At 54.5% G+C, this 21,431-nt stretch carries 20 protein-coding genes and 1 pseudogene; 6 read left to right on the top strand and 15 right to left on the bottom strand.

Annotated elements, in window-relative coordinates; genetic code table 11:
- The first annotated feature begins 51 nt into the window (after positions 1 to 51).
- On the top strand, positions 52 to 2,193 hold the full coding sequence (pta, locus tag C5523_RS08190) for a phosphate acetyltransferase (RefSeq protein WP_039079870.1): 2,142 nt from the start codon (positions 52 to 54) through the stop codon (positions 2,191 to 2,193).
- 43 nt (positions 2,194 to 2,236) lie between these two features.
- Here pta and C5523_RS08185 read toward each other — a convergent pair whose 3' ends face one another.
- From C5523_RS08185 to yfcF, 5 genes are all read right to left on the bottom strand, one after another.
- Positions 2,237 to 4,039 (bottom strand): VWA-like domain-containing protein, encoded by a 1,803-nt coding sequence (locus C5523_RS08185; RefSeq protein ID WP_108700918.1) that lies wholly within the window; start codon positions 4,037 to 4,039, stop codon positions 2,237 to 2,239.
- 5 nt (positions 4,040 to 4,044) lie between these two features.
- Positions 4,045 to 5,103: an AAA family ATPase gene (locus C5523_RS08180; protein ID WP_108700917.1), complete on the bottom strand. Its 1,059-nt coding sequence runs from the start codon at positions 5,101 to 5,103 to the stop codon at positions 4,045 to 4,047.
- A gap of 197 nt (positions 5,104 to 5,300) precedes the next feature.
- Positions 5,301 to 5,846, bottom strand: a complete 546-nt coding sequence (gene yfcD / locus C5523_RS08175; RefSeq protein ID WP_039079867.1) for an NUDIX hydrolase YfcD — start codon at positions 5,844 to 5,846, stop codon at positions 5,301 to 5,303.
- 52 nt (positions 5,847 to 5,898) lie between these two features.
- Positions 5,899 to 6,450, bottom strand: a complete 552-nt coding sequence (yfcE, locus tag C5523_RS08170; protein WP_155525392.1) for a phosphodiesterase — start codon at positions 6,448 to 6,450, stop codon at positions 5,899 to 5,901.
- Positions 6,451 to 6,505: 55 nt separating this feature from the next.
- Positions 6,506 to 7,150 (bottom strand): glutathione transferase, encoded by a 645-nt coding sequence (yfcF, locus tag C5523_RS08165; RefSeq protein ID WP_071196210.1) that lies wholly within the window; start codon positions 7,148 to 7,150, stop codon positions 6,506 to 6,508.
- A gap of 134 nt (positions 7,151 to 7,284) precedes the next feature.
- Between yfcF and C5523_RS27970 the strand changes: the two are divergent.
- The 4 genes and pseudogenes from C5523_RS27970 to C5523_RS08145 all read left to right on the top strand — a co-directional run.
- A pseudogene (locus C5523_RS27970) lies at positions 7,285 to 7,394 on the top strand (thiol:disulfide oxidoreductase); the annotation flags it as partial.
- Positions 7,395 to 7,592: 198 nt separating this feature from the next.
- Complete coding sequence (folX, locus tag C5523_RS08155) at positions 7,593 to 7,961, top strand: dihydroneopterin triphosphate 2'-epimerase (protein ID WP_079496243.1); 369 nt, start codon at positions 7,593 to 7,595, stop codon at positions 7,959 to 7,961.
- A gap of 13 nt (positions 7,962 to 7,974) precedes the next feature.
- A complete protein-coding gene (locus C5523_RS08150; RefSeq protein WP_039079863.1) occupies positions 7,975 to 8,880 on the top strand; it encodes a TIGR01777 family oxidoreductase in 906 nt (301 codons plus the stop codon).
- Between the two features lie 62 nt (positions 8,881 to 8,942).
- Positions 8,943 to 9,443, top strand: coding sequence for a GNAT family N-acetyltransferase (locus C5523_RS08145; RefSeq protein WP_108700915.1), 501 nt, complete (start codon positions 8,943 to 8,945; stop codon positions 9,441 to 9,443).
- 29 nt (positions 9,444 to 9,472) lie between these two features.
- On the opposite strand, the gene C5523_RS08140 is transcribed toward C5523_RS08145, so the two are convergent.
- The 3 genes from C5523_RS08140 to dalD form a co-directional block, all read right to left on the bottom strand.
- Positions 9,473 to 10,747 carry an MFS transporter gene (locus C5523_RS08140; protein ID WP_108700914.1) on the bottom strand — a complete coding sequence of 425 codons (1,275 nt, stop codon included), beginning with the start codon at positions 10,745 to 10,747 and terminating at the stop codon, positions 9,473 to 9,475.
- A 65-nt stretch (positions 10,748 to 10,812) separates the two neighbouring features.
- Complete coding sequence (gene xylB / locus C5523_RS08135) at positions 10,813 to 12,273, bottom strand: xylulokinase (protein ID WP_108700913.1); 1,461 nt, start codon at positions 12,271 to 12,273, stop codon at positions 10,813 to 10,815.
- 10 nt (positions 12,274 to 12,283) lie between these two features.
- Complete coding sequence (dalD, locus tag C5523_RS08130) at positions 12,284 to 13,681, bottom strand: D-arabinitol 4-dehydrogenase (protein ID WP_071196221.1); 1,398 nt, start codon at positions 13,679 to 13,681, stop codon at positions 12,284 to 12,286.
- Between the two features lie 200 nt (positions 13,682 to 13,881).
- Here dalD and C5523_RS08125 point away from each other — a divergent pair, with 200 nt between their 5' ends.
- Complete coding sequence (locus tag C5523_RS08125) at positions 13,882 to 14,829, top strand: sugar-binding transcriptional regulator (protein WP_039079859.1); 948 nt, start codon at positions 13,882 to 13,884, stop codon at positions 14,827 to 14,829.
- Positions 14,830 to 14,861: 32 nt separating this feature from the next.
- Here the strand turns inward: C5523_RS08125 and hisP are convergent, their stop codons facing one another.
- The 7 genes from hisP to purF all read right to left on the bottom strand — a co-directional run bounded on the left by hisP (position 14,862) and on the right by purF (position 21,416).
- Positions 14,862 to 15,635: a histidine ABC transporter ATP-binding protein HisP gene (hisP, locus tag C5523_RS08120; RefSeq protein ID WP_039079858.1), complete on the bottom strand. Its 774-nt coding sequence runs from the start codon at positions 15,633 to 15,635 to the stop codon at positions 14,862 to 14,864.
- Positions 15,636 to 15,642: 7 nt separating this feature from the next.
- Positions 15,643 to 16,359 carry an ABC transporter permease gene (locus C5523_RS08115; protein ID WP_039079857.1) on the bottom strand — a complete coding sequence of 239 codons (717 nt, stop codon included), beginning with the start codon at positions 16,357 to 16,359 and terminating at the stop codon, positions 15,643 to 15,645.
- Positions 16,356 to 17,042, bottom strand: a complete 687-nt coding sequence (locus tag C5523_RS08110; RefSeq protein WP_039079856.1) for a histidine ABC transporter permease HisQ — start codon at positions 17,040 to 17,042, stop codon at positions 16,356 to 16,358. The genes C5523_RS08115 and C5523_RS08110 overlap by 4 nt, the downstream gene beginning before the upstream one ends.
- An 82-nt stretch (positions 17,043 to 17,124) precedes the next feature.
- Complete coding sequence (hisJ, locus tag C5523_RS08105) at positions 17,125 to 17,907, bottom strand: histidine ABC transporter substrate-binding protein HisJ (RefSeq protein WP_039079855.1); 783 nt, start codon at positions 17,905 to 17,907, stop codon at positions 17,125 to 17,127.
- A 251-nt stretch (positions 17,908 to 18,158) separates the two neighbouring features.
- Entirely contained in the window at positions 18,159 to 18,941 is a 783-nt protein-coding gene (gene argT, locus C5523_RS08100; protein WP_039079854.1) for a lysine/arginine/ornithine ABC transporter substrate-binding protein ArgT, read from the bottom strand.
- Positions 18,942 to 19,214: 273 nt separating this feature from the next.
- Positions 19,215 to 19,796: a UbiX family flavin prenyltransferase gene (locus C5523_RS08095; protein WP_108700912.1), complete on the bottom strand. Its 582-nt coding sequence runs from the start codon at positions 19,794 to 19,796 to the stop codon at positions 19,215 to 19,217.
- 102 nt (positions 19,797 to 19,898) lie between these two features.
- The gene (gene purF, locus C5523_RS08090; RefSeq protein ID WP_039079852.1) at positions 19,899 to 21,416 is read right to left on the bottom strand and encodes an amidophosphoribosyltransferase; all 1,518 of its coding nucleotides are present in this window, start codon (positions 21,414 to 21,416) and stop codon (positions 19,899 to 19,901) included.
- Positions 21,417 to 21,431 lie beyond the last annotated feature (15 nt).

Raw genomic sequence — 21,431 nt, 5'->3', positions numbered from 1 at the left:
GTGCTGTTTTGTAACCCGTCAGAAATGACGGTAACGAAAAGAGGATTAACCGTGTCCCGTATTATCATGCTGATCCCTACCGGAACCAGCGTCGGCCTGACCAGCGTCAGCCTGGGCGTGATCCGTGCTATGGAACGCAAAGGCGTTCGTCTGAGCGTCTTTAAACCTATCGCCCAGCCACGCGCTGGCGGCGATGCGCCAGACCAGACCACCACCATCGTACGCACCAACTCCGGCCTGCCAGCGGCAGAACCGTTGAAGATGAGCTACGTTGAGTCCCTGCTCTCCAGCAACCAGAAAGACGTGCTGATGGAAGAAATCGTCGCACGCTACCACGAGAACAGCAAAGACGCTGAGGTTGTGCTGGTTGAAGGTCTGGTCCCGACCCGCAAACACCAGTTTGCTCAGTCTCTGAACTTTGAAATCGCGAAAACCCTGAACGCGGAAATCGTGTTCGTGATGTCTCAGGGCACCGATACTCAGGAACAACTGAAAGAGCGTATCGAACTGACCCGCAGCAGCTTCGGCGGCGCGAAAAACACCAACATCACCGGCGTTATCGTTAATAAACTGAACGCACCGGTTGACGATCAGGGCCGTACTCGCCCGGATCTGTCTGAAATCTTTGATGACTCCTCTAAAGCGAAAGTGATCAAAGTTGACCCGGCAAGCCTGGCGGCTTCCAGCCCGCTGCCTGTACTCGGCGCAGTACCATGGAGCTTCGACCTGATTGCGACCCGCGCAATCGACATGGCGCGTCACCTGAATGCGACCATCGTTAACGAAGGTGAAATCAGCACCCGTCGCGTGAAATCTGTGACCTTCTGTGCGCGTAGCATCCCGCACATGCTGGAACACTTCCGCGCAGGTTCTCTGCTGGTGACTTCCGCAGACCGTCCTGACGTGCTGGTTGCCGCATGTCTGGCCGCGATGAACGGCGTTGAAATCGGCGCGATCCTGCTGACTGGTGCCTACGAAATGGACCCGCGTGTCAGCAAACTGTGCGAACGCGCATTCGAAACCGGCCTGCCGGTATTCATGGTTGAAACCAACACCTGGCAGACCTCTCTGAGCCTGCAGAGCTTCAACCTGGAAGTGCCGGTTGATGACCATCAGCGTATCGAGAAAGTTCAGGAATACGTTGCCAGCTACATCAATGCAGACTGGATCGAGTCTCTGACCGCCACGTCTGAACGTAGCCGTCGCCTCTCTCCGCCTGCCTTCCGTTATCAGTTGACCGAACTGGCACGTAAAGCCGGTAAACGCGTTGTACTGCCAGAAGGCGACGAACCGCGTACCGTTAAAGCAGCGGCTATCTGTGCTGAACGCGGTATCGCAACCTGCGTACTGCTGGGTAACCCGGAAGAGATCAACCGTGTTGCTGCGGCGCAAGGCGTTGAACTGGGTACGGGCATCGAAATTGTTGATCCGGAAGTGGTACGTGAAAGCTACGTGGCACGCCTGGTTGAACTGCGTAAGAGCAAGGGTATGACCGAAGCGGTTGCCCGCGAACAACTGGAAGACAACGTTGTTCTGGGTACCCTGATGCTGGAGCAGGACGAAGTTGACGGTCTGGTTTCCGGTGCGGTTCACACCACGGCGAACACCATTCGTCCGCCGCTGCAGTTGATCAAAACGGCGCCGGGCAGTTCTCTGGTCTCTTCCGTGTTCTTTATGCTGCTGCCGGAACAGGTTTACGTTTACGGTGACTGTGCAATCAACCCGGATCCGACCGCTGAGCAACTGGCAGAAATCGCGATTCAGTCCGCTGATTCCGCTGCTGCCTTTGGCATCGAACCGCGCGTGGCAATGCTCTCCTACTCTACCGGTAACTCCGGCGCGGGTAGCGATGTTGAGAAAGTCCGCGAAGCAACTCGTCTGGCGCAGGAAAAACGCCCGGATCTGGTTATCGACGGTCCGCTGCAGTACGACGCGGCCGTTATGGCCGACGTTGCGAAATCCAAAGCACCGAACTCCCCGGTTGCAGGTCGCGCTACCGTGTTCATCTTCCCGGATCTGAACACCGGTAACACCACCTACAAAGCGGTACAGCGTTCTGCTGACCTGATCTCCATCGGGCCGATGCTGCAGGGTATGCGCAAACCGGTTAACGACCTGTCACGTGGCGCACTGGTTGACGATATCGTCTACACCATCGCACTGACTGCAATTCAGTCTGCTCAGCAGAAATAATTGCCGTTAACTGAAAAAAGCTCCTGCATGCAGGAGCTTTTTTTTAGCTTAGCGAAAACACTTTTCCTCGCGGGACAAAGAGCAGCCGACGATTCTGTGGCAATAACCAGGCATGCTCCATTTTCACCGAGACATTATTCTCGCAAAACCCGTCGGTAATGATCAGTAATGGCCCTCCACGTGGAAAATCTCCGCGCAACGCCAGGCTATCCAGTAATTCAATACCCGGCTGCAAGACGGTACCGCCTCTCCCTTGCAACGTAAAATGGTGAAGGAGTTGTTCAGGCTGGACCCACCCGCGATCGTAAGCTTTTGCATCACAACAAATAAAGCGCACGGCAAACACCTCGCGCGCCAGTGAATAACTGGCGATGGCACCAAGCGCCTTGCCCAGCAACTGAGGATCCATCGATCCGGACGTATCCAGAACGACGCCAAAAACGCGCGAATGCCGTTCTTCTTCGCTCGGGGCTTGAATAGCTGGCCGGGGGATATCCGGTGTCGCACTCTGACGGCGAGACGGACGCGCATAGGTACGACGTCGCTCGGGCGGCGGGAAATGCTCATCGAACCACTCAGCCAGGGCGACATCCCAGGGGACAGGCGGTTGCGCCAGGCTGCGGATTTCTTCAATCAATCCCGCAGGCAGCGCCCCCCGGCTCTGACCATACAGACAACGCTCCATCCCCTGATACAAGGCCCGACGACAATAGGCCTCGGCATTCGTAAATCGCGGATCGCCATCCTCGCCCAGGATATCGCCCCCCGCCCTGCCCCTGAGGGTGATAAGTTTACGTGACCGGCGCATATCCATGGCGAGCGAGTCATAAATTTCTTCTGCCGACATCCCCCTAAACTGGGCGTCATAGAGCAATCCCAGCTCCGGCGGCGCGCCAACCTGCATCTCAATAAGCCAGTCGTTGATGATAAAATCACAGGCCACATTCCACAGTTCCGCGTCGCGTCCGCGGCGCCGGGATGCATGGTTCAACCCTGCATGTAACAACTCGTGGGCAAAAACAAAGAGCATCTCAGCCTGGTTTAAGCGGGCCGTCGGGTTGATCCAAATTTTGCCAATACCGACGTCAATCGCTGCCACCGCGATATCATACTGGCTGCATAATTTCGCATCTTCTTCAATGTCGAATCCTGCCGCCAGCGCGCCCAGCAAGGGATAAAGGGTCATTATCTGTTGTCGGGCTTTCTGCGCTAACGTCAGCTTATATTTCTGCCCCTGCTGCGGCTGGTACCCCCCGACCTGTTCGAGTGCCTGGCTGACGCTATTGCTCAGGCCATCCGCCAGAAGTTCCTGCCAGTTGACGGAATGATAGCGCGATGATTTTTCAACGTGGACAAAATGACGTTGCTCGCCGCAATAGATGGCCTGCCAGCGGGCAAGCGATTCAGAAATACCCTCTTCCTGCAACTGGCGAAACAGAAGCTCCGCGTCGCTGTGTATGTCCTGGGGGAAAAGGTAAGACTGCAACTCTTCTGGCAATGGGCCGATTTTAAGGCCTTCGCAAAAATGCATTGTAGAAATCAGTACTGCCAGCTCCCAGGTAGCCGCAGGCGTCCGGGGGGTGATATAACCAAACCCCAGCGCCGCCAGCGCCTGGGCAACCATCCGCGCCCATTGTTCTGGCCGGGCATGGCGCTTTGCATTAAGCCACAAATAGCCATCATTGCTGATTGCCAGCCAGTTTTTCGCACTCACCTGCGCGTGCGTATGGTCAAAACGCACATAGATGTGAGCGAAAATGGGCGAGAACAACGGATGCCATGCAATAATCTGCAACCCTGCCTGACAGGCATCGAGCGCAGGGTTGCGCTCCGTTTTGCGTTTCATCGTCCTTAATTCCTTACCGCCAGGCGAGGAAGATCGCGTGCAACCTCCAGTAAAAACCAGGCCGGAAGCTTTTTGCCATTTTCGTCTTCACTCATCACGGATTGCGCAATCTCAACGCTGATTCTCGCCAGCGTTTTCAGACAGTCTTTCGCTCGTATCGCAAGCTGCTTGTGCTCATTACGCAATGCCTTGTCCGTTTCGGGCAGCTCTTTATAAAGATGGGTACGGAAAGATTGGGCAAGGAAATAGAGAATGTCGCGATCGGCAGGATCGTCCGGCCAGTTCGCATCGCCTTTAAGAATGGAGGAAACGGTATGTTTTTGGCGAATCTGTTTGATAAACCCTTTAAAACTCGCCGCATGTGCAGGCGATAAAAGACCATAAATCAAGGCTTCCAGCATCTCATCACTGATAGCCTCACCAAATGATTTAAGGGCATCAGAAAGCATGTGCCAACTGCGTGGCGTCGAAAAAGGTTCTTCATGCTTCGGTGGCTCATTCCAGAGTTGATCCGGACGTAGCTGAATATACTCCACAACCCAGGGGTGAATGGAGGATTCATTGATAGCCCAGTGCAGCCACTGACGATGGTCGGCGCGCAGATGGACATGCACCATGCGGTTGATCAACGCCGAGGGCATCGGTTTCACGATGGCCGCATCTTTAGCACGGTTCCCAGCACCAATGACGACGGTGCCCTCCGGCAGCCGATACTCACCAATACGCTGCTCCAGAATTAACGAATAAAAAGCTTTCTGAATTTCATGGGAGGAGGCGTTCAGCTCATCCAGGAATAAAACGAAGGGTTTGTCACGGACAATAGTTGCCGGGGGATAAAATCGCGAACACTGCCCGTCAATTTGTGGAATACCCAGCAGGTCTTCTGGCGCAAGCTGGCTACCCAGTAGCGAGACGCACTCCATTCCGACCTCATCAGCAAAACGTCGCACCAGGGCACTTTTACCAATCCCCGGCGCCCCCCATAAAAAGACAGGACGGGTAATGGCAACATTCAGGAGAAATTCAAAGGTCTGATCGGGTGTCAGTTGAATAGCTGAAAGCATATAAAAATTCCTTTTTCATTATATTTTTCGCAACCTTTCAAGGTAATACAAAAGCGAAAACCCGTCACCTTAAATTTTCCGCTGCTCTTTTTACGCGCCTTTTCCGTGCGTAAAAAAGCCACGCTGATTATTCATCAGCATGGCTCATTGACGTGTTCAGTTCACCGCGTGTTCAGGCCAGGCTTTTCGCCGTAACCTTATTCTGTTTCTTCGGCTTTTTCGACAGAGTTGCTGGCGTTACGGCTCATCCACAGCGCCAGCGCTTTTAACGAATCCTGGGTGAATTCATCGCAGCGGGCGGTGATCTCTTCCGGCGTCATCCACCAGACTTCGCTCACTTCCTCTTCCTGCAGGGCAAACGGGCCATGAGAGACACAGCTAAACAATCCGCCCCACACCCGGCAGTGTTCGTCTTCAAAATAAAATGTGCCATGTTCAGCAAACGGGACACCGGCAATACCAAGCTCTTCTTCGGCTTCGCGGCGAGCGGAATCCAGCAACACTTCATCAGCCTGCACAACGCCGCCTGCGGTGGCGTCCAGCATACCCGGCATAAAATCTTTGGTTTCCGTACGGCGCTGAACCAGGATCTTGCCCATCCCATCATGGACGACAATATAGGTCGCGCGGTGGCGCAAACATTGCGCGCGCATTTGCTCGCGACTCGCCTGGGCGATGACTTCGTTGTCCTCGCTGACAATATCCACCCACTCCGTGCCTGTAAAATGATTCGGTTCCACCATCAGAAATGTCTCGTCATTGCGCTCTTATGGCGCGTTTTAGTTGAAGGGTAACTTACGGATTAATCGCGACCTGTGCAATAAGCCGCTTATCATTCAGTGCCATTACGCGCAAAACACCCTCTTCCAGCATGCCGTAACTGGCGTCGAATCCCCCTTTGGGAATACTCACCGAGCCCGGATTAAAGTGAAAAATGTCACCCTGCCGCTGCGCCACCGGCAGATGAGTATGACCATAGACCAGCACGTCACCCTGCGCCAGCGGCGGTAAATTATCCGGCCCGAACAGGTGACCGTGGGTCAAAAACAGCCGCTGGTCAGGCAATAATACTTGCTGCCAGGGGGCCGTAATGGGGAAATTGAGCAGCATCTGATCGACTTCGCTGTCACAGTTGCCACGTACCGCAATAATACGCGACGCGTGTTCATTCAGCAGCTCCGCCACCTGCGCGGGCGCGTACCCTTGCGGCAGCGCGTTTCTTGGCCCGTGGTTCAGCACATCACCCAAAATCACTAACCACTGCACCCCGCTTTCAGCAAACAGCGCCAGTACGCGTTCGGTAGCAGGTAGCGAGCCATGAATATCGGATGCGAACATCAGTTTCATCACTACACCTCAGGTTAAAGAGAATGCCGTATCATACCGCAAGTGCGGCCAGGTCTCAGCCCGCACGCTTCGCCGACAGTGCGACATAGCGTTGTATTGAGGAGCGCTGCCACTGGAAGGTGGCGTAATCCACCAGACGCTCCGGCACCTCATCGCCGTTCATCACCAGCCGGTTAATCATCAGGGCCAGATCGGCATCGGCGATACACCACTCGCCAAACAGATTCGGTTTACCGTGCGCCAGTAATTCCCCAGCAAGGGCAAAGAGTTTGGCGGCACTCTGCTGGCCTGCGGCGCTGAGCGGCGCTTTCTTCGCTCCGGCGAAAATCACGTCGGTGCTGCGCTCTTCGCGAATCGGCATCAAATCGCTGCGGATCCACGCCTGCACCTGACGGGCACGGGCGCGTTTTTGTAAGTCGTGAGGGTAGATACGTTCATATTCCGGCGGTGCAAAGCGCTCTTCCAGATACTCATCAATTGCCGAGGATTCGCTGAGCTCGAAACCGTCAATTTCCAGTACCGGCACGCGGCGAGTAAGATGATAGCCAGTCCATCCCGTCTTCTGCTGCTCGCCGTGTTCCAAATCAATGGTTTTCAGGGTAAAGGGCAACGCTTTTTCCTGCAGCGCAACATAAGCAGACATGACATAAGGGGAGAAAAAATCCGCATCTGACCACAACGTGATTGTCGACTCACTCATAACATCCTCTCAACGATTAGGTTTTTCATCAAAATATAACGTCTTGTTAAGAGTGTCACTTGATCAAAACTCAAGGCCGATAAGTAACGCTTATACTCATTAAAACCCCCTATTGCGCCATGGGGTAAAAAAAGATTGTTCTCTTTTACGCTGCAACCTCTTGCGGGCAAAAATCACGCTTTTTCTTGAAGAAGCGGAGCTTGTCTGGCGGCTTATTCGGGTGGATATCAGCAAAGGCGAGCGTTAAAGCATTGGTCATAGATTCATGCCCACCAGCGGCAGCGAATCGTACTGGATAATGACCCGGCGGTGAATAACAGATTTGAGCGTATTCGCACCCGGCCTGTGGCGATACTCGCGCTGGCGAAAGCGCAGTAAATCTAAATGGCAGCAATGTTTTCCTTGTGTATGATGAGACTGTTATTACTGAGGGAAGCCTGCAATGTCACAACCAGACGCCATTATTCGGATTAAAAATCTGCGCCTGCGCACATTTATCGGTATCAAAGAAGAAGAGGTCACCAACCGTCAGGATATCATTATCAATGTCATCATCCATTACCCGGCCGATAAGGCCCGCGCCAGCGAAGATATCAATGACGCGCTAAACTACCGCACGATAACTAAAAGCATAATTCACCATGTCGAGAGTAACCGCTTCTCGTTATTGGAAAAATTAACTCAGGATGTGCTGAATATCGCACGCGAACATCACTGGGTCACTTATGCTGAGGTTGAGATCGATAAACTTCACGCATTGCGTTACGCCGACTCTGTGTCCATGACCATGAGCTGGCGTCGTCAAGCGTAGCCCTGGAGGTTGCATGAAGATTCTGATTACCGGTGGTACAGGCCTGATTGGTCGTTTTTTGATTCCTCGTTTACAAGAGCTGGACCATTCCATCACCGTGGTGACACGCGACCCCGCCAAAGCGCAGCAAACGCTTGGCGATACGGTGGCGCTGCTACCAGGTCTGGACGATCTCACTGACCTCAACGATTTCGACGCCGTCATCAATCTGGCGGGCGAACCGATTGCCGAAAAGCGCTGGAGCGATGAGCAAAAACAGCGCCTGTGTGAAAGCCGCTGGAAAATAACCCAGAGGCTGGTCGATCTCACCCTCGCCAGCGCGAATCCACCGGAAGTATTTATCTCCGGCTCTGCTGTCGGTTATTACGGCGATACGGGAGATGCGGTGATCACGGAAGACGAGACGCCGCATAACGAATTTACCCACGAACTGTGCGCCCGCTGGGAGCAAATTGCCAGCGGTGCGGAAAGTGAACGCACCCGCGTCTGTTTACTGCGCACCGGCGTTGTGATTGCGCGCAAAGGCGGGGCAATTGCCAAATTGCTGCCACTCTTTCGCGTCGGGCTTGGCGGCCCGGTCGGTACCGGTCACCAGTACATGTCCTGGATTCATATCGACGATATGGCTAACGGCATCATCTGGCTGCTCAATAACGACCTGCGCGGCCCGTTCAATATGGTTTCGCCCTACCCCGCACGTAACGAACAATTCGCTCACGCGCTGGGACATGCGCTTAACCGCCCGGCGGTTATGCACGCCCCGGCCGCCACCGTGCGCCTGATGATGGGAGAGTCCGCCGTGCTGGTCCTTGGTGGCCAGCGCGCGCTGCCAAAACGACTTGAAGCCTCCGGGTTCGCGTTTCGCTGGTTCGATTTAGAAGAAGCGCTCAAGGATGTGGTGACACCCCCACCATTATAAGGCGTTTACCTGCGCCATTCCGGTGCTAAGCTAAGACGCTTTGCTACCGGAATGGCGAAACCATGATATTGACCACCGAGCGCCTGACGCTCTCTGCGTTTACCGAGGCCGACTGGTCTTTTTTCCTCACTCTACGCCAAAGCCCGGATGTCATGCGCTTTATGGGCGCCATTGCCTGTGAAGACGATATTCGCACCCTGTTTATCTCCCGCCTGAACGATAATCACGCCCGGGTGATTCGCGACAAAAATGGCGAACCGCTGGGTGATATTGGGCTGCATATCAGTACGCACTATCCGCAGGAAGCCGACATCGGCTACGCCATTGCCCCTTTCGCACAGGGGAAAGGTATTGCCAGTGAAGCGCTGAAAGCCATGCGGGATTATGCCTTTACGCAGACCCACGTCACCGCGCTGAATGCCTGGGTGCTGGCGGAGAATCAGGGTTCGGTGCGGCTACTGGAGAAACTGGGGTTTACGCGTAGGCAGGTGCTGGAAAAGGGCTATACGATTAACGGCGTGGATTATGATGACTGGGCTTACCGCCTGGAAAAAACACGATAAGGCGCAGGGACACTGCGCCTTATGCCAGTTTACACGCTCTGTTCCACCTCTTCCGCTGAACGTCCCTGGCGCACGCGTTTGGGCTGCGGCACTTTGATGATTAAGGTCAGCACACCGGCGAAGATATAGAGCCCGGTGTAGGCCCATACCACGCCTACGATATCGAAAAACGGTAGCAGTGCGGAGGCAATCGCCGGGGCGACAAAGTTGCTCATCCCGGCAGAGAGGTTGTAGATGGAGACCGCCGCGCCTTTGTGATGCGGTTCCAGCGTCGGGAAGACCGCCGTCATCGGCACGAAAGCCGCAACAAAAATCCCCAGCATGATTGCCGGAATCAGCGCCACCGCGAAGTTATGCCCGGCATAGACCGGCAGGTAGTAAAACGTCAGGCTGGAGATGGCCATGCCCAGGCAGCCGAACCAGCGCACCTGGCGGATCCAGCCAATGTATTCCCCGGTGATCCCCCAGAAAATATTGGTGAAAATGGTGACGAAGAAGAACACCGCCCAGATTTGCAGCCATTCAGAGATGCTAAAGCCCAGCCGATCAACAAACAGCAGCGGCATCACAATCGCAAAACCAAACAGCGACAGCGTATTGATGATACGAATCAGGCAGGCATAGAAGATATCGCGGTTAGTAAACAGAATGGTCGCCGCGCGGGAAAGCTCGGTCATTTTGTCGCGCAGCGGCAAATTCACCCGCGAACGGTCCACTGGCACATTGCGCAGGCTAAAGAACGCCACCAGGCCACCACAGCCGACCCAGACGATGGCAAACCACAGCGTCCCCGTTTCGCCAAACATCGGAATGGTCAGGCTTGGCAGGTAACTGCCCACCACGCCAATGCCGATGGAATACATGGCCCAGAACCAGCCTGTCGCCGCCGCCAGATTCGGGCGCGGCAGCACCTGAACCAGCATCAACATGAAAGAGTAGATAAACATCGGATAGGCCAGGCCGCGAATACCATAAAACAGCAGCATCAGCGGGTAGTTACGCATCCCCAGTCCCATCGACATAAACAGGGCATGCATAATGACCCACAGGACACAGCCAATGGTCATAGCGCGTTGCGGGGTGATGAGTTCTGCCACCACGCCGGATGCCCAGGCCGCCAGCGCTGCCGCCAGGCCGTAAATCGTAAAGACGACAGCAGACTGCGCAGGCGAGAAGCCCATATCGGTTATATGTTTTGATAAGAATGCCATTTCAAAGCCATCGCCAGCCATAAAAATCGCGATAGCCACAAATCCCCAGAGCAGTTTTTTCGGTAAGCCAAACCAGTATTCATTAGATTGCATAACAATCTTCCTTTATAAGCCGGGAGATATGCCCCGGCGAGGGTACAGAGGCCGGGGCTAGAGGTTTAAGGCAGTAACGTGCGGGCGACCTGTTGCTGCTGATAGAGCAGCCGGAACAGCGCCAGCCGTTTCGCCAGCCATTGACCGCGTTCAGGCTGCGGCGTAAAACGGGTGACCACCGGGGGTTTCAGACAGACTTTCGCCTCATCGCCGCCATCTGCCAGCCAGGCCAGACGCGCAGCACCCAGCGCACCGGAAGAACTTGCCGGATGCGTGACCATCGGAATGTTCAGCACATCGGCAATCAGTTGCGCCCACAGCGGGCTTCTCGCCCCACCGCCCGTCAGACTGCACTGGCAAATCGAGGCGTTACCCAGCACATTCAGTCCATCGGCCAGCCCGAAGGTGACGCCTTCAATCACCGCGTAACCCAACAGCGCGCGGCTGGTTTCATGGCGCAGATTGAAAAAACTCCCTGCCGCCAGCGGATCGTTATGCGGTGTGCGCTCCCCCGACAGATAAGGCAGGAATACCGGCGCGCGTTTCAGTTCCTCTTCCGTCAGTTGGGCAATCTCGTCCATCAACTGGCTTTCGGTGACCGAAAGCAGATTACAGATCCATCGCAGACAACTGGCGGCGCTCAGCATCACGCTCATCTGGTGCCAGCGTCCGGGGAGCGCATGGCAGAAGGCATGTACGCCAGAGTCCGGGTCTGCCTGCAGCGCATCGTTGACCACGAAAATCACCCCGGACGTCCCCAGAGAGATAAACGCGTCGCCCGGCGCCACCGCGCCGACGCCCACGGCAGAGGTGGCGTTATCCCCCCCGCCCCCGGCGACCACCACCGAGGAGCTTAAGCCCCACTCGGTAGCCAGCGCGGCACGCAACGTCCCGCTGGGCGCGCTGCCTTCCACCAGCGACGGCATCTGGCTGCGGTTGAGATCAGTCATGGCAAGCAGTTCGTCTGACCAGTCGCGTTTTTCCACATCCAGCCACAGGGTGCCTGCCGCGTCGGACGGGTCGCTGACAAACTCACCGGTTAAACGCCAGCGCAGGTAATCTTTTGGCAGCAGTACTTTTGCCACCCGGCTGAACACGTTCGGCTCGTGACGGGCCACCCACACCAGCTTCGGCGCGGTAAACCCCGGCATAATCATGTTGCCGCTGATAGTCATCATTTCCGGATGATGCTCACTCAGCCATGCGCACTCGTCGGCGCTGCGGGTGTCATTCCATAAAATGCAAGGACGTAGCACGTTGCCGTCGTTATCAAGCAGTACCGCACCGTGCATCTGCCCCGACAGACCGATGGCGCGAATAGCCGCCCACTGCTGCGGATGCTGCTGGCGCAGTTCGGTGACCACCCGACCACAGGCCTGCCACCAGGCCTGTGGATCCTGTTCCGCCCAGTGCGGATGCGGACGTTGCACCGTCAGCGCGGCATGCGCCGAGGCGACAATCTCACCGTCGCCGTCAATGAGCAGCGCTTTTAATTCTGAGGTGCCAATATCAATGCCCAGGTACATAGCGCCCCCCTTACACTGCCGCCAGTTGTGATTCAGGTTGTTTTATCCACTGCTCCAGTTCCGCGACGGTACGACGCAGCAGGGTTAAGAACTCTGCGGATGTCGCAAGGCCAGCAAACAGCGCGTCGTCCGCCGCCCACACCGCCAGCGGATCAGGCGCGTTGAAAACGGCGCGTACGGCATCGGGTTGCATCACGCCATCCTGATAGGTATAGGGCAGAGAACCGTCGGCCCAGCGTTTCAGGAACAGGAAGAACAGTGCAGGCAGCACGGCGGTCGCAGAGGGGACATCGCCGCGTTTGTAGCATTCGATAAGCGTTGGCGTGACCATTCCAGGAATTTTGGACAGACCGTCGGCGGCGACGCGCTGGTTAGTGTCTTTGATGTAGGGGTTGCTAAAGCGCGCCAGTACCACATCGCGATACTTCGCCAGATCGAGCGGACTTGGCGTCAGTGAGGGAATGACATCGCGTGAGACATACTCCCAGGCCATCTGACGAATGGCGCTCTGGCGGGTGCTGTCATCAATAAAGCTCAGACCAATCAACGTTCCCGCCCACGCGATGCAGCTATGGGTAGCGTTCAGAATGCGGATTTTCGCCTCTTCCCAGGGCAGTACGGATTCCACCAGATCCACCCCTACCTTTTCGAGCGCCGGGCGGCCATTAATAAAATCATCTTCAATTACCCACTGAATAAAGGATTCGCCCATTACCGGTACCGCGTCTTTAATGCCGGTTGCCGCCAGTACCCGCTCGGCCACATCCGGTGTCGGGCGAGGAGTGATGCGGTCGACCATGGTATTGGGTGACGTGGTGTTGTTCTCTACCCACTGACGTAGTTCGGTTTCGCCCTTCGCCTGCAAGAAGGAGAGAAAGCCGTGGCGAAAGCGCTCGCCGTTATGGCGCAGGTTGTCGCAGTTCAGCAAGGTAACGGGGTTGCCATGCTGCGCAATACGCTGTTTCAGGATACGGGTCAGCGCGCCGTAAAGTGTGCGGATCCCGCCGTTCAGGTCGGCCTGAATGTCGGCCTGCTGCTGATCCAGCTCATGCTCGGGCGTCAGGTAGTAACCGCTTTCGGTAACCGTAAAGGCGATGACGCGCGTTTCGGCATCGGCACCCTGTTTCACCAGTGCGCTAATTTCGCTATCCCAGGGCAACACTTTGCGAATTGAGGTGATGGTTTCGTACTGCCGTTCGCCCTCCGGCGACACGGTTTCCAGCACATATTCACCGTTTTGCGCGGCGAGATGGCCCAGCAGCACACGGGCGTCATCGCGAATATTTCCCAACGCGATACTCCAGCGGTCATCCCCCTGCTCCATCAGTTTGTGCAGATACCACGCCTGATGAGCACGATGAAACGACCCGGCACCAATATGCATCCACACCGCTTTTTTCTCGGACATAATCATCACCTCAATTTTGAGCATTTGACATATTTTCGGGCTTATGCCCGTTTGTTGTATGTATGTTAGTAGTGAGATGCGAAGGTTTTCTGCGAGGAAACTCACGAAAATAGCTTTTGCTCTTTAAAATGACATTTGCCCATTTTTGTTAAGCTGACCATTGCGCGTACAATGGCGGCAGGAAATTAGGGGAATGTGTGATGAACAAAGAAGAGAAAAAACAGGAACTCGCCGCCCGTGCCGCATGGATGTATTACGTGGCGGGATTAACACAACAGGATATTGCCTCGGCGCTGGGGCTGTCGCGCCAGGTAGCACAACGGCTCATTTCCGGCGCCCGCGAAACCGGGATGGTTACCGTCAATATCAGCCATCCGGTAACCCGTTGTCTGAAACTGGCGCATGACCTGCAAGAAAAATATGCCCTCAACCTGTGTCGCGTAGTGCCATCTGCCGGGCTGGAAGATGATGCCATTCAGCAGATGCTGGCCGTTGAAGGGGCACAGGTGATGGCACAATTTATCTGTGAAGAGAAACCGCAGGTCTTTGGTGTCGGCTCCGGTAAAACGCTACGCGCCGTGATTGACGCCCTGCCGTCGCTGGAGCGACCGCAGCATCAGTGCGTGTCGATGATCGGCGCCATCGCACGGGATGACTCCGGTACCCGTTACGATGTGCCGCTGAAAATGGCGGAAAAAATGCAGGGTAAGTATTTTTTCATTCCGGCGCCGCTCTATGCCGATAGCCCGGAAGATAAAAACAGTTGGTGCCAGCATCAGATCTACCAGCGCGTGGCGGCAAGAGCGCTTAACGCGGATGTCACTTTCCTTGGCATTGGCGAGGTGAAATTGGGTTGCCCGCTGAACACCGAGGGGTTTATTACCGACGCCCAGGTCAAAGATCTGGAGACGCAGCATGTCGCAGGCGAGATGCTTGGCCATTTCTTTAACCATCAGGGTGTACGCCTGGATTCCGAACTGGATGCAATGCTGACCAGTGTGCCGCTCACCAGCCACACGCAACGAAAAGTGGTCGGGTTTGCCGGAGGGGAACGTAAACTTGCCGCCATTCGCGCAGCCCTGGTCGGTGGCTGGGTCAATGGGCTGGTGACGGACGAAGATACCGCGCTGCAACTGCTGGCGGACTAAGCGGCTACCGGCGAGCGCCGGTAGCCCGAGGATTACTTGAGTGAACCTTTGAGGAACTGCTGCAGACGTGGGCTTTTCGGATTGCCAAACAGCTCATCCGGTGCGCCCTCTTCTTCAATTTTGCCCTGATGCAGGAAAATCACATGGGTGGACACATGGCGGGCAAAGCCCATTTCATGCGTCACCACCACCATGGTTTTTCCCTCTTCCGCCAGTTGCTGCATGATGCGCAGCACTTCGCCCACCAGCTCCGGGTCCAGCGCGGAAGTAGGTTCGTCAAACAGCAAGACTTCCGGTTCCATTGCCAGCGCACGGGCAATAGAGACGCGCTGCTGCTGACCGCCAGAGAGATGCACCGGGTATTTCGCCTGCTGAACACCATCAATACCCACTTTTGCCAGGTATTTCACCGCACGCTCGCGGGCCTCCTGTTTGCTCAGCCCCAGCACCTGGATTGGCGCTTCCATTACGTTTTCCAGAACCGTCATGTGGCTCCACAGGTTGAAATGCTGAAATACCATTGTCAGGCGGGTACGCAACAAACGCAGTTGCTGTTTATCCGCTACCCGCAATTGACCGTCTTTATCGCGCACCAGGTTGATGTTCTCGCCATTGACGATGATCGTTCCTTCACTTGGCTTCTCAAGAAAGTTTATGCAGCGCAGAAAGGTACTTTTACCGGAGCCGGACGAACCAATAATGCTGATCACATCCCCGGCGTTAGCCTGCAGCGACACCCCTTTCAACACCTCATGCTCGCCGTAGCGTTTATGTAAATCGATAACGTTTAATTTATTGTCAGACATGATGTTCTCAGTGCGTCGAAGAAGGTTTTATATGCTGCAGCCAGCGTTTTTCCGCCTTGCGGAACAGGCTAATCAGCACATAAGAGATGATCAAATACAGTACTGCCGCCATACCAAACGCGGTAAACGGCTGGTAGGTCGCGGAGTTAATATCACGGGCGATTTTGAGCAGATCCGGCACCGTCGCGGTAAAAGCCAGCGCGGTAGAGTGGAGCATCAAAATCACTTCATTGCTGTAGGCAGGCAGCGCAATGCGCAGCGCCGACGGCAGGATAATGCAGCGATACATTTTCACCGACGAGAAACCATAGGCGCGGGCGGCTTCAATTTCCCCGGCCGGTACCGAACGGATCGCCCCGGCGAAAATCTCGGTGGTGTAAGCACAGGTATTGAGCGTTAACGCCAGCACCGTACAATTGAGGCCGCTGCGGAAAAACGCGTTGAGCAGTTCCGTTCCCTTCACGATTTCCAGCGTATACATGCCCGAGTAAAACACCAGCAACTGTACATAGAGCGGCGTGCCGCGAAAAATATACGTGAACAGCCAGATGGGAAATTGAATGTATTTGTTGCTGGAGACGCGACCAATGGCCAGAAACACCGCCATGACGCCGCCCATCACCACCGAAGAGATCAACAGCCACAGGGTAATAGCCACCCCGGTGAAGCGGTAACCATCGGTCCACAACAGCGATTTCCAGTACTCCTGAATAATCTCGATCACAGGTCAGCCCTCTTCACACCTACGGAGTAGCGACGTTCGAGAAGAAGCAGTACGCCATTAGAAACGGTGGTAAACACCAGATAAATCAGGCCGCATACGACGGCAAAGTAGAACGGCTCCCAGGTACTTTTCCCGGCGAGCTGCGTGGCTTTCACCACATCTTCCAGCCCCAATAACGACACTAACGCCGTCGCTTTGAGAATAACCTGCCAGTTGTTGCCAATCCCCGGCAATGCGAAGCGCATCATGGCCGGAAACAAAATACGGCGAAAGGTCTGTGAGTTGGTGAAACCAAACGCGGTGGCAGCCTCGATATGCCCTTTCGGCACCGCCATATAAGCGCCACGGAAGGTTTCGGTGAAATAGGCACCATAAATAAACCCCAGGGTGATAATACCCGCCACCATAGGATCAATATCGAGTTGCTCCATACCCATCGCATCGGTCAGCGTGTTGAGGGCTATTTGCAATCCGTAAAAAATCAGCAGCATCAGCACCAGATCGGGCACGCCGCGAATCAATGTGGTGTAGCCTTCAAAAACCAGCGCTAACGGACGGTTTTTAGAGAGCTTTGCGCCCGCACCGGCCAGGCCAATCAGTACCGCCAGCACCACGGAACTGATAGCCAGTTCCAGCGTGACAAGGGCACCATGAAAGATAACTTGAGAAAAACCATACAGCATGCAGCCTGTCCTGTCGTATTCGTGTCTGCCGCGTCTCTTCCCCTTCCGGGCGGAAGGGGTCGCACGTTAAACACGCGTGGAATTAACCACCATAAACATCAAAATCAAAGTACTTTTTCGCCAGTTTTTCGTAAGTTCCGTCTGCACGCATTTCCGCGAAGGCTTTATTCAGCGCTTCACGCAGTTCGTTATCGTCTTTACGAATCCCCATACCGGTGCCGACGCCAAACAGCTTCTCGTCTTTAATAGACGGACCGCCAAATTTGTAGTCTTTACCCATCGCCGTTTTCAGGAAACCTTCGCTGGCGGCCACTTCATCCTGAAACGCAGCATCAATACGGCCTGCGGTCAGGTCAGAGTAGATATTGTCCTGTCCCTGGTAGGAGACGATTTCAATACCCTGCGGTGCCCAGTGAACATTACCGTACGTTTCCTGCGTGGTGCCCTGCAATACGCCAATGCGTTTGCCTTTCAGCTTCGCGAGATCGGGAACGATGTCGGAGTCTTTCGCCACAACCAGACGAGAATCCGCTGCATACAGCTTGTCGGTGAACGAAATTTCCTGTTGGCGTTTTTCAGTAATTGAGAGAGATGACATGATGGCGTCGATTTTTTTCGCTTTAAGCGAAGGAATCAGCGCGTCCAGTGGGTTTTCAATAAAGACACACTGGGTTTTGATACGCGTACACAGCTCTTTCGCCAGATCGATGTCAAAACCAACCAATTCGCCCTGCGAATTCTTTGATTCGAAAGGAGCATAAGTTGGGTCAGTACCGATGCGGAGTTTTTGCGGAATGGCTGCGAATGCGCTTGAAACGCTGGAGATAGCGAGCACCAGAGAAAGTGATAACACCAATTTTTTCATAATTATCCTCAACAGACTGTCTTTCCTAAGGGATTTATTAGAAGAATACGGTGTCGCTATCGTGCCATTATATGGCACGGCAAGGCAAAGCATTCTGCCCGCCTGCCGGCTTTTTTTGCATGGTTTTTGCTTAACTATGCAGCGTTGCGCCATTTCGGTGCATCAGACGCACCAACTTTAAACATCACACGTATTTATGCACCATTCTGGAAAACCAAAATGGCGCATCGTTTATCCCAAAAACAGCTGCTTTACTCGCCGTAGACGTTAAAGTCGAAATATTTCTTCGCGAGCTTATCGTAGGTACCGTCTTTACGAATTTCAGCAAAGGCTTTGTCGAAGGCCGCTTTCAGCTCGGTATCGTCTTTACGCAGACCAATCCCGGTGCCGTCGCCAAAGTATTTTTTATCTTTAACGGACGGACCGGCGAACGCAAAATCTTTACCGGCAGGCTGTTTCAGGAAGCCTTCGCTGGCAGCCACTTCGTCCTGGAATGCAGCATCCAGACGGCCTGCGGCGAGATCAGAGTAGATCAGATCCTGGTTCTGGTAGGCCACCACATCGATACCCTTAGTGCGCCAGTTGTCATTCGCATAACCTTCTTGCGTAGACCCCTGCAGAACCCCTACGTGTTTGCCTTTCAGAGAGTCCAGCGTCGGCACGATCGGCGAGCCTTTTTTGGCGATCAGACGGGAATCAGCAGCATAGAGTTTGTCGGAGAAAGCAATCTCCTGCTGACGTTTTTCGGTAATGGAGAGAGAGGAGATAATCGCATCGATTTTCTTCGCTTTCAGAGACGGGATGAGCGCGTCAAAATCGCTGCCAACCCAGGTACATTTGACCTTGATGCGGGTACACATCTCATTACCGAGATCGATGTCAAAACCGACAAAATTCCCTTTCGCATCTTTGGAAGAGAAAGGTGCGTATGTCGCATCAGTACCGATGCGTACAGTCTGGGGAAGCGCTGCGTAAACACTGGATGCTGCGGACAGGCCCAGCAGTAAAGACAGAGCAATAACCGTCTTCTTCATACATTACCCTCAAGTATTCTGATTTTATTTTGTGCTGCGTTGTGTTGTGTGTTGCTGCGAGTTTACTTGCACGTCTTATGCCAGATTTTTAGCGCTGAAAAACAACAGCGTTAAATTTGTTAATGAAACGTTGCAAATTGACCTTAATGGTGAAAGATAGCAGGTCCGCCGAACGAACCGGAGTGTTAACAGGGGAAAAAAGGAATTAAATGTTGAGGATATGATCGCGATTGCAAAAATGCCCTAAAAAAGGGCATCGGGCAATGATGCGCACTATCTGGAGGCATTTCCCCCCTGCCAGCGGATGAACAGATCTTCCGGCAGAGCGATATCAAATTGATCCAGAACGCGGTTCACGGTCTGGTTAATAATGTCATCCAGCGTTTTCGGCGCATGGTAAAACGCGGGGACCGGCGGCATGATAACAACCCCCAGTTCTGCGGCCTGCGTCATCAAACGCAGATGGCCTAAATGCAACGGTGTTTCACGCACGCACAGCACCAGCGGGCGACGCTCTTTTAACACCACATCCGCCGCACGCGTCAGCAGGCCGTCTGTATAGCTGTGCACAATGCCAGAGAGCGTTTTTATCGAACAGGGCAATACGACCATGCCTGCGGTCTTAAATGAGCCGGAAGAGATGTTAGCAGCGATATCGCGGGCGTCATGCACTACATCCGCCATAGCCTGAACATCACGCAGAGAAAAATCGGTTTCGAGAGAGAGGGTCTGGCGCGCGGCCGGGCTCATCACCAGATGGGTTTCAATGTCCGCCACGTCGCGTAATACCTGCAACAAGCGCACGCCGTAAATCGCGCCGCTGGCCCCTGAGATCCCCACAATGAGTCGTTTCATATCCGTCGCCTTTATCTACACTGAGGCAGACTTTGCCGGATTATGCCAACAGTTGCAACTGATGAGCGCCCCCTCCGGGCGGAGAGGGCGAAAACGGGTCGATTACCCTTCGTTGTGCATCTCTAAGCTTTCGAGATCGTTCTGCATCTGCACGGCTTTCGCATCGTCGTTACGCAGCGAGTCGAGGTAGTCGAGATACCCCTGATCCACGTCTTTGGTGACATAGATGCCATTAAAGACTGAGCACTCGAACTGCTGGATATCCGGGTTTTCCGCGCGTACAGCGTCGATCAGATCGGTCAGATCCTGGAAAATCAGGCCATCAGCGCCGATGATCTGGCGAATCTCATCCACTTCACGACCATGTGCAATCAGTTCGTTCGCGGTCGGCATATCGATACCGTAGACGTTCGGGAAACGAATTTCCGGCGCCGCAGAGGCGAGGTACACTTTCTTCGCCCCGGCTTCACGGGCCATCTCAATAATCTGCTCAGAAGTGGTACCACGTACGATGGAGTCATCCACCAGCAGCACGTTTTTATCGCGGAACTCAGCGCGGTTCGCGTTCAGCTTACGGCGGACGGATTTACGACGCAGTTGCTGACCCGGCATGATAAAGGTACGGCCAACGTAGCGGTTTTTCACAAAACCCTGACGGTACGGCTTGCCAAGAATGCGGGCGATTTCCAGCGCGATATCGCAGGAGGTTTCCGGGATGGGAATAACCACGTCGATATCCAGATCTTCCCATTCACGCGCAATCTTCTCGCCAAGCTTGGTGCCCATATTGACACGCGCGCTGTAGACGGAGATTTTGTCGATGAAGGAGTCCGGACGCGCAAAATAGACGTATTCGAACAGGCACGGGTTGCTGACCGGATTATCCGCACACTGGCGGGTAAACAACTGGCCTTTTTCGGTGATGTAGACGGCTTCGCCCGGCGCGATATCGCGCAGGAATTCAAAGCCCAGCGTATCGAGCGCCACGCTTTCTGACGCCACCATGTACTCAGTGCGACCGTCACCAATATCGCGTTTACCCAGTACCAGTGGACGAATACCGTTCGGGTCGCGGAAAGCAACCATACCGTGGCCGATGATCATCGCAACACATGCATACGCGCCACGGATCTGGCGGTTGGTCGCGGCGACAGCGGCGAAAATGTTGTCTGCTTCCAGCGGATAATGGCGGAAATTATCCAGCTCGCTGGCGAAAATATTCAGCAGGATTTCGGAATCAGACGTGGTGTTGATGTGGCGGCGTTTTTCTTCAAACAGCTTTTTACGCAGCTCATGGGCATTGGTCAGGTTGCCGTTATGGGCAAGCGTGATGCCGTAAGGGGAGTTAACGTAAAAAGGCTGAGCCTCGGAGGCGCTGGAGCTGCCAGCGGTTGGGTAACGCACATGGCCGATACCCATGTTGCCCTGAAGACGCTGCATATGGCGGGCTTCGAAAACATCGTTGACCAGACCATTTGCTTTGCGCAGACGGAAACAATTATTTGCATCGATCGTGATGATGCCAGCGGCATCCTGACCACGGTGCTGAAGCACCGTTAACGCGTCATAAATCGACTGGTTGACCGGCATAACACCGGCGATACCGACAATACCGCACATACGTCTTTTCCTCGT

This window comes from Phytobacter sp. SCO41, from assembly GCF_003073275.1.
Classification (GTDB): domain Bacteria; phylum Pseudomonadota; class Gammaproteobacteria; order Enterobacterales; family Enterobacteriaceae; genus Phytobacter; species Phytobacter diazotrophicus.
Note: the sequence above shows the minus strand (reverse complement) of the source record. Positions and strands in the feature narration are given on the sequence as shown.

Excerpts from the sequence above, each read along its gene's own strand:
- xylB (WP_108700913.1), bottom strand. The coding sequence starts at position 12,273 with ATGTACCTGGGCATTGATATTGGCACCTCAGAATTAAAAGCGCTGCTC.
- folX (WP_079496243.1), top strand. The coding sequence starts at position 7,593 with ATGTCACAACCAGACGCCATTATTCGGATTAAAAATCTGCGCCTGCGC.
- C5523_RS08180 (WP_108700917.1), bottom strand. The coding sequence starts at position 5,103 with ATGCTTTCAGCTATTCAACTGACACCCGATCAGACCTTTGAATTTCTC.
- hisJ (WP_039079855.1), bottom strand. The coding sequence starts at position 17,907 with ATGAAAAAATTGGTGTTATCACTTTCTCTGGTGCTCGCTATCTCCAGC.
- yfcD (WP_039079867.1), bottom strand. The coding sequence starts at position 5,846 with ATGGTGGAACCGAATCATTTTACAGGCACGGAGTGGGTGGATATTGTC.
- C5523_RS08145 (WP_108700915.1), top strand. The coding sequence starts at position 8,943 with ATGATATTGACCACCGAGCGCCTGACGCTCTCTGCGTTTACCGAGGCC.
- C5523_RS08140 (WP_108700914.1), bottom strand. The coding sequence starts at position 10,747 with ATGCAATCTAATGAATACTGGTTTGGCTTACCGAAAAAACTGCTCTGG.
- C5523_RS08110 (WP_039079856.1), bottom strand. The coding sequence starts at position 17,042 with ATGCTGTATGGTTTTTCTCAAGTTATCTTTCATGGTGCCCTTGTCACG.
- C5523_RS08150 (WP_039079863.1), top strand. The coding sequence starts at position 7,975 with ATGAAGATTCTGATTACCGGTGGTACAGGCCTGATTGGTCGTTTTTTG.
- dalD (WP_071196221.1), bottom strand. The coding sequence starts at position 13,681 with ATGTCCGAGAAAAAAGCGGTGTGGATGCATATTGGTGCCGGGTCGTTT.
- C5523_RS08125 (WP_039079859.1), top strand. The coding sequence starts at position 13,882 with ATGAACAAAGAAGAGAAAAAACAGGAACTCGCCGCCCGTGCCGCATGG.
- C5523_RS08095 (WP_108700912.1), bottom strand. The coding sequence starts at position 19,796 with ATGAAACGACTCATTGTGGGGATCTCAGGGGCCAGCGGCGCGATTTAC.
- argT (WP_039079854.1), bottom strand. The coding sequence starts at position 18,941 with ATGAAGAAGACGGTTATTGCTCTGTCTTTACTGCTGGGCCTGTCCGCA.
- yfcF (WP_071196210.1), bottom strand. The coding sequence starts at position 7,150 with ATGAGTGAGTCGACAATCACGTTGTGGTCAGATGCGGATTTTTTCTCC.
- yfcE (WP_155525392.1), bottom strand. The coding sequence starts at position 6,450 with ATGAAACTGATGTTCGCATCCGATATTCATGGCTCGCTACCTGCTACC.
- C5523_RS08185 (WP_108700918.1), bottom strand. The coding sequence starts at position 4,039 with ATGAAACGCAAAACGGAGCGCAACCCTGCGCTCGATGCCTGTCAGGCA.
- hisP (WP_039079858.1), bottom strand. The coding sequence starts at position 15,635 with ATGTCTGACAATAAATTAAACGTTATCGATTTACATAAACGCTACGGC.
- purF (WP_039079852.1), bottom strand. The coding sequence starts at position 21,416 with ATGTGCGGTATTGTCGGTATCGCCGGTGTTATGCCGGTCAACCAGTCG.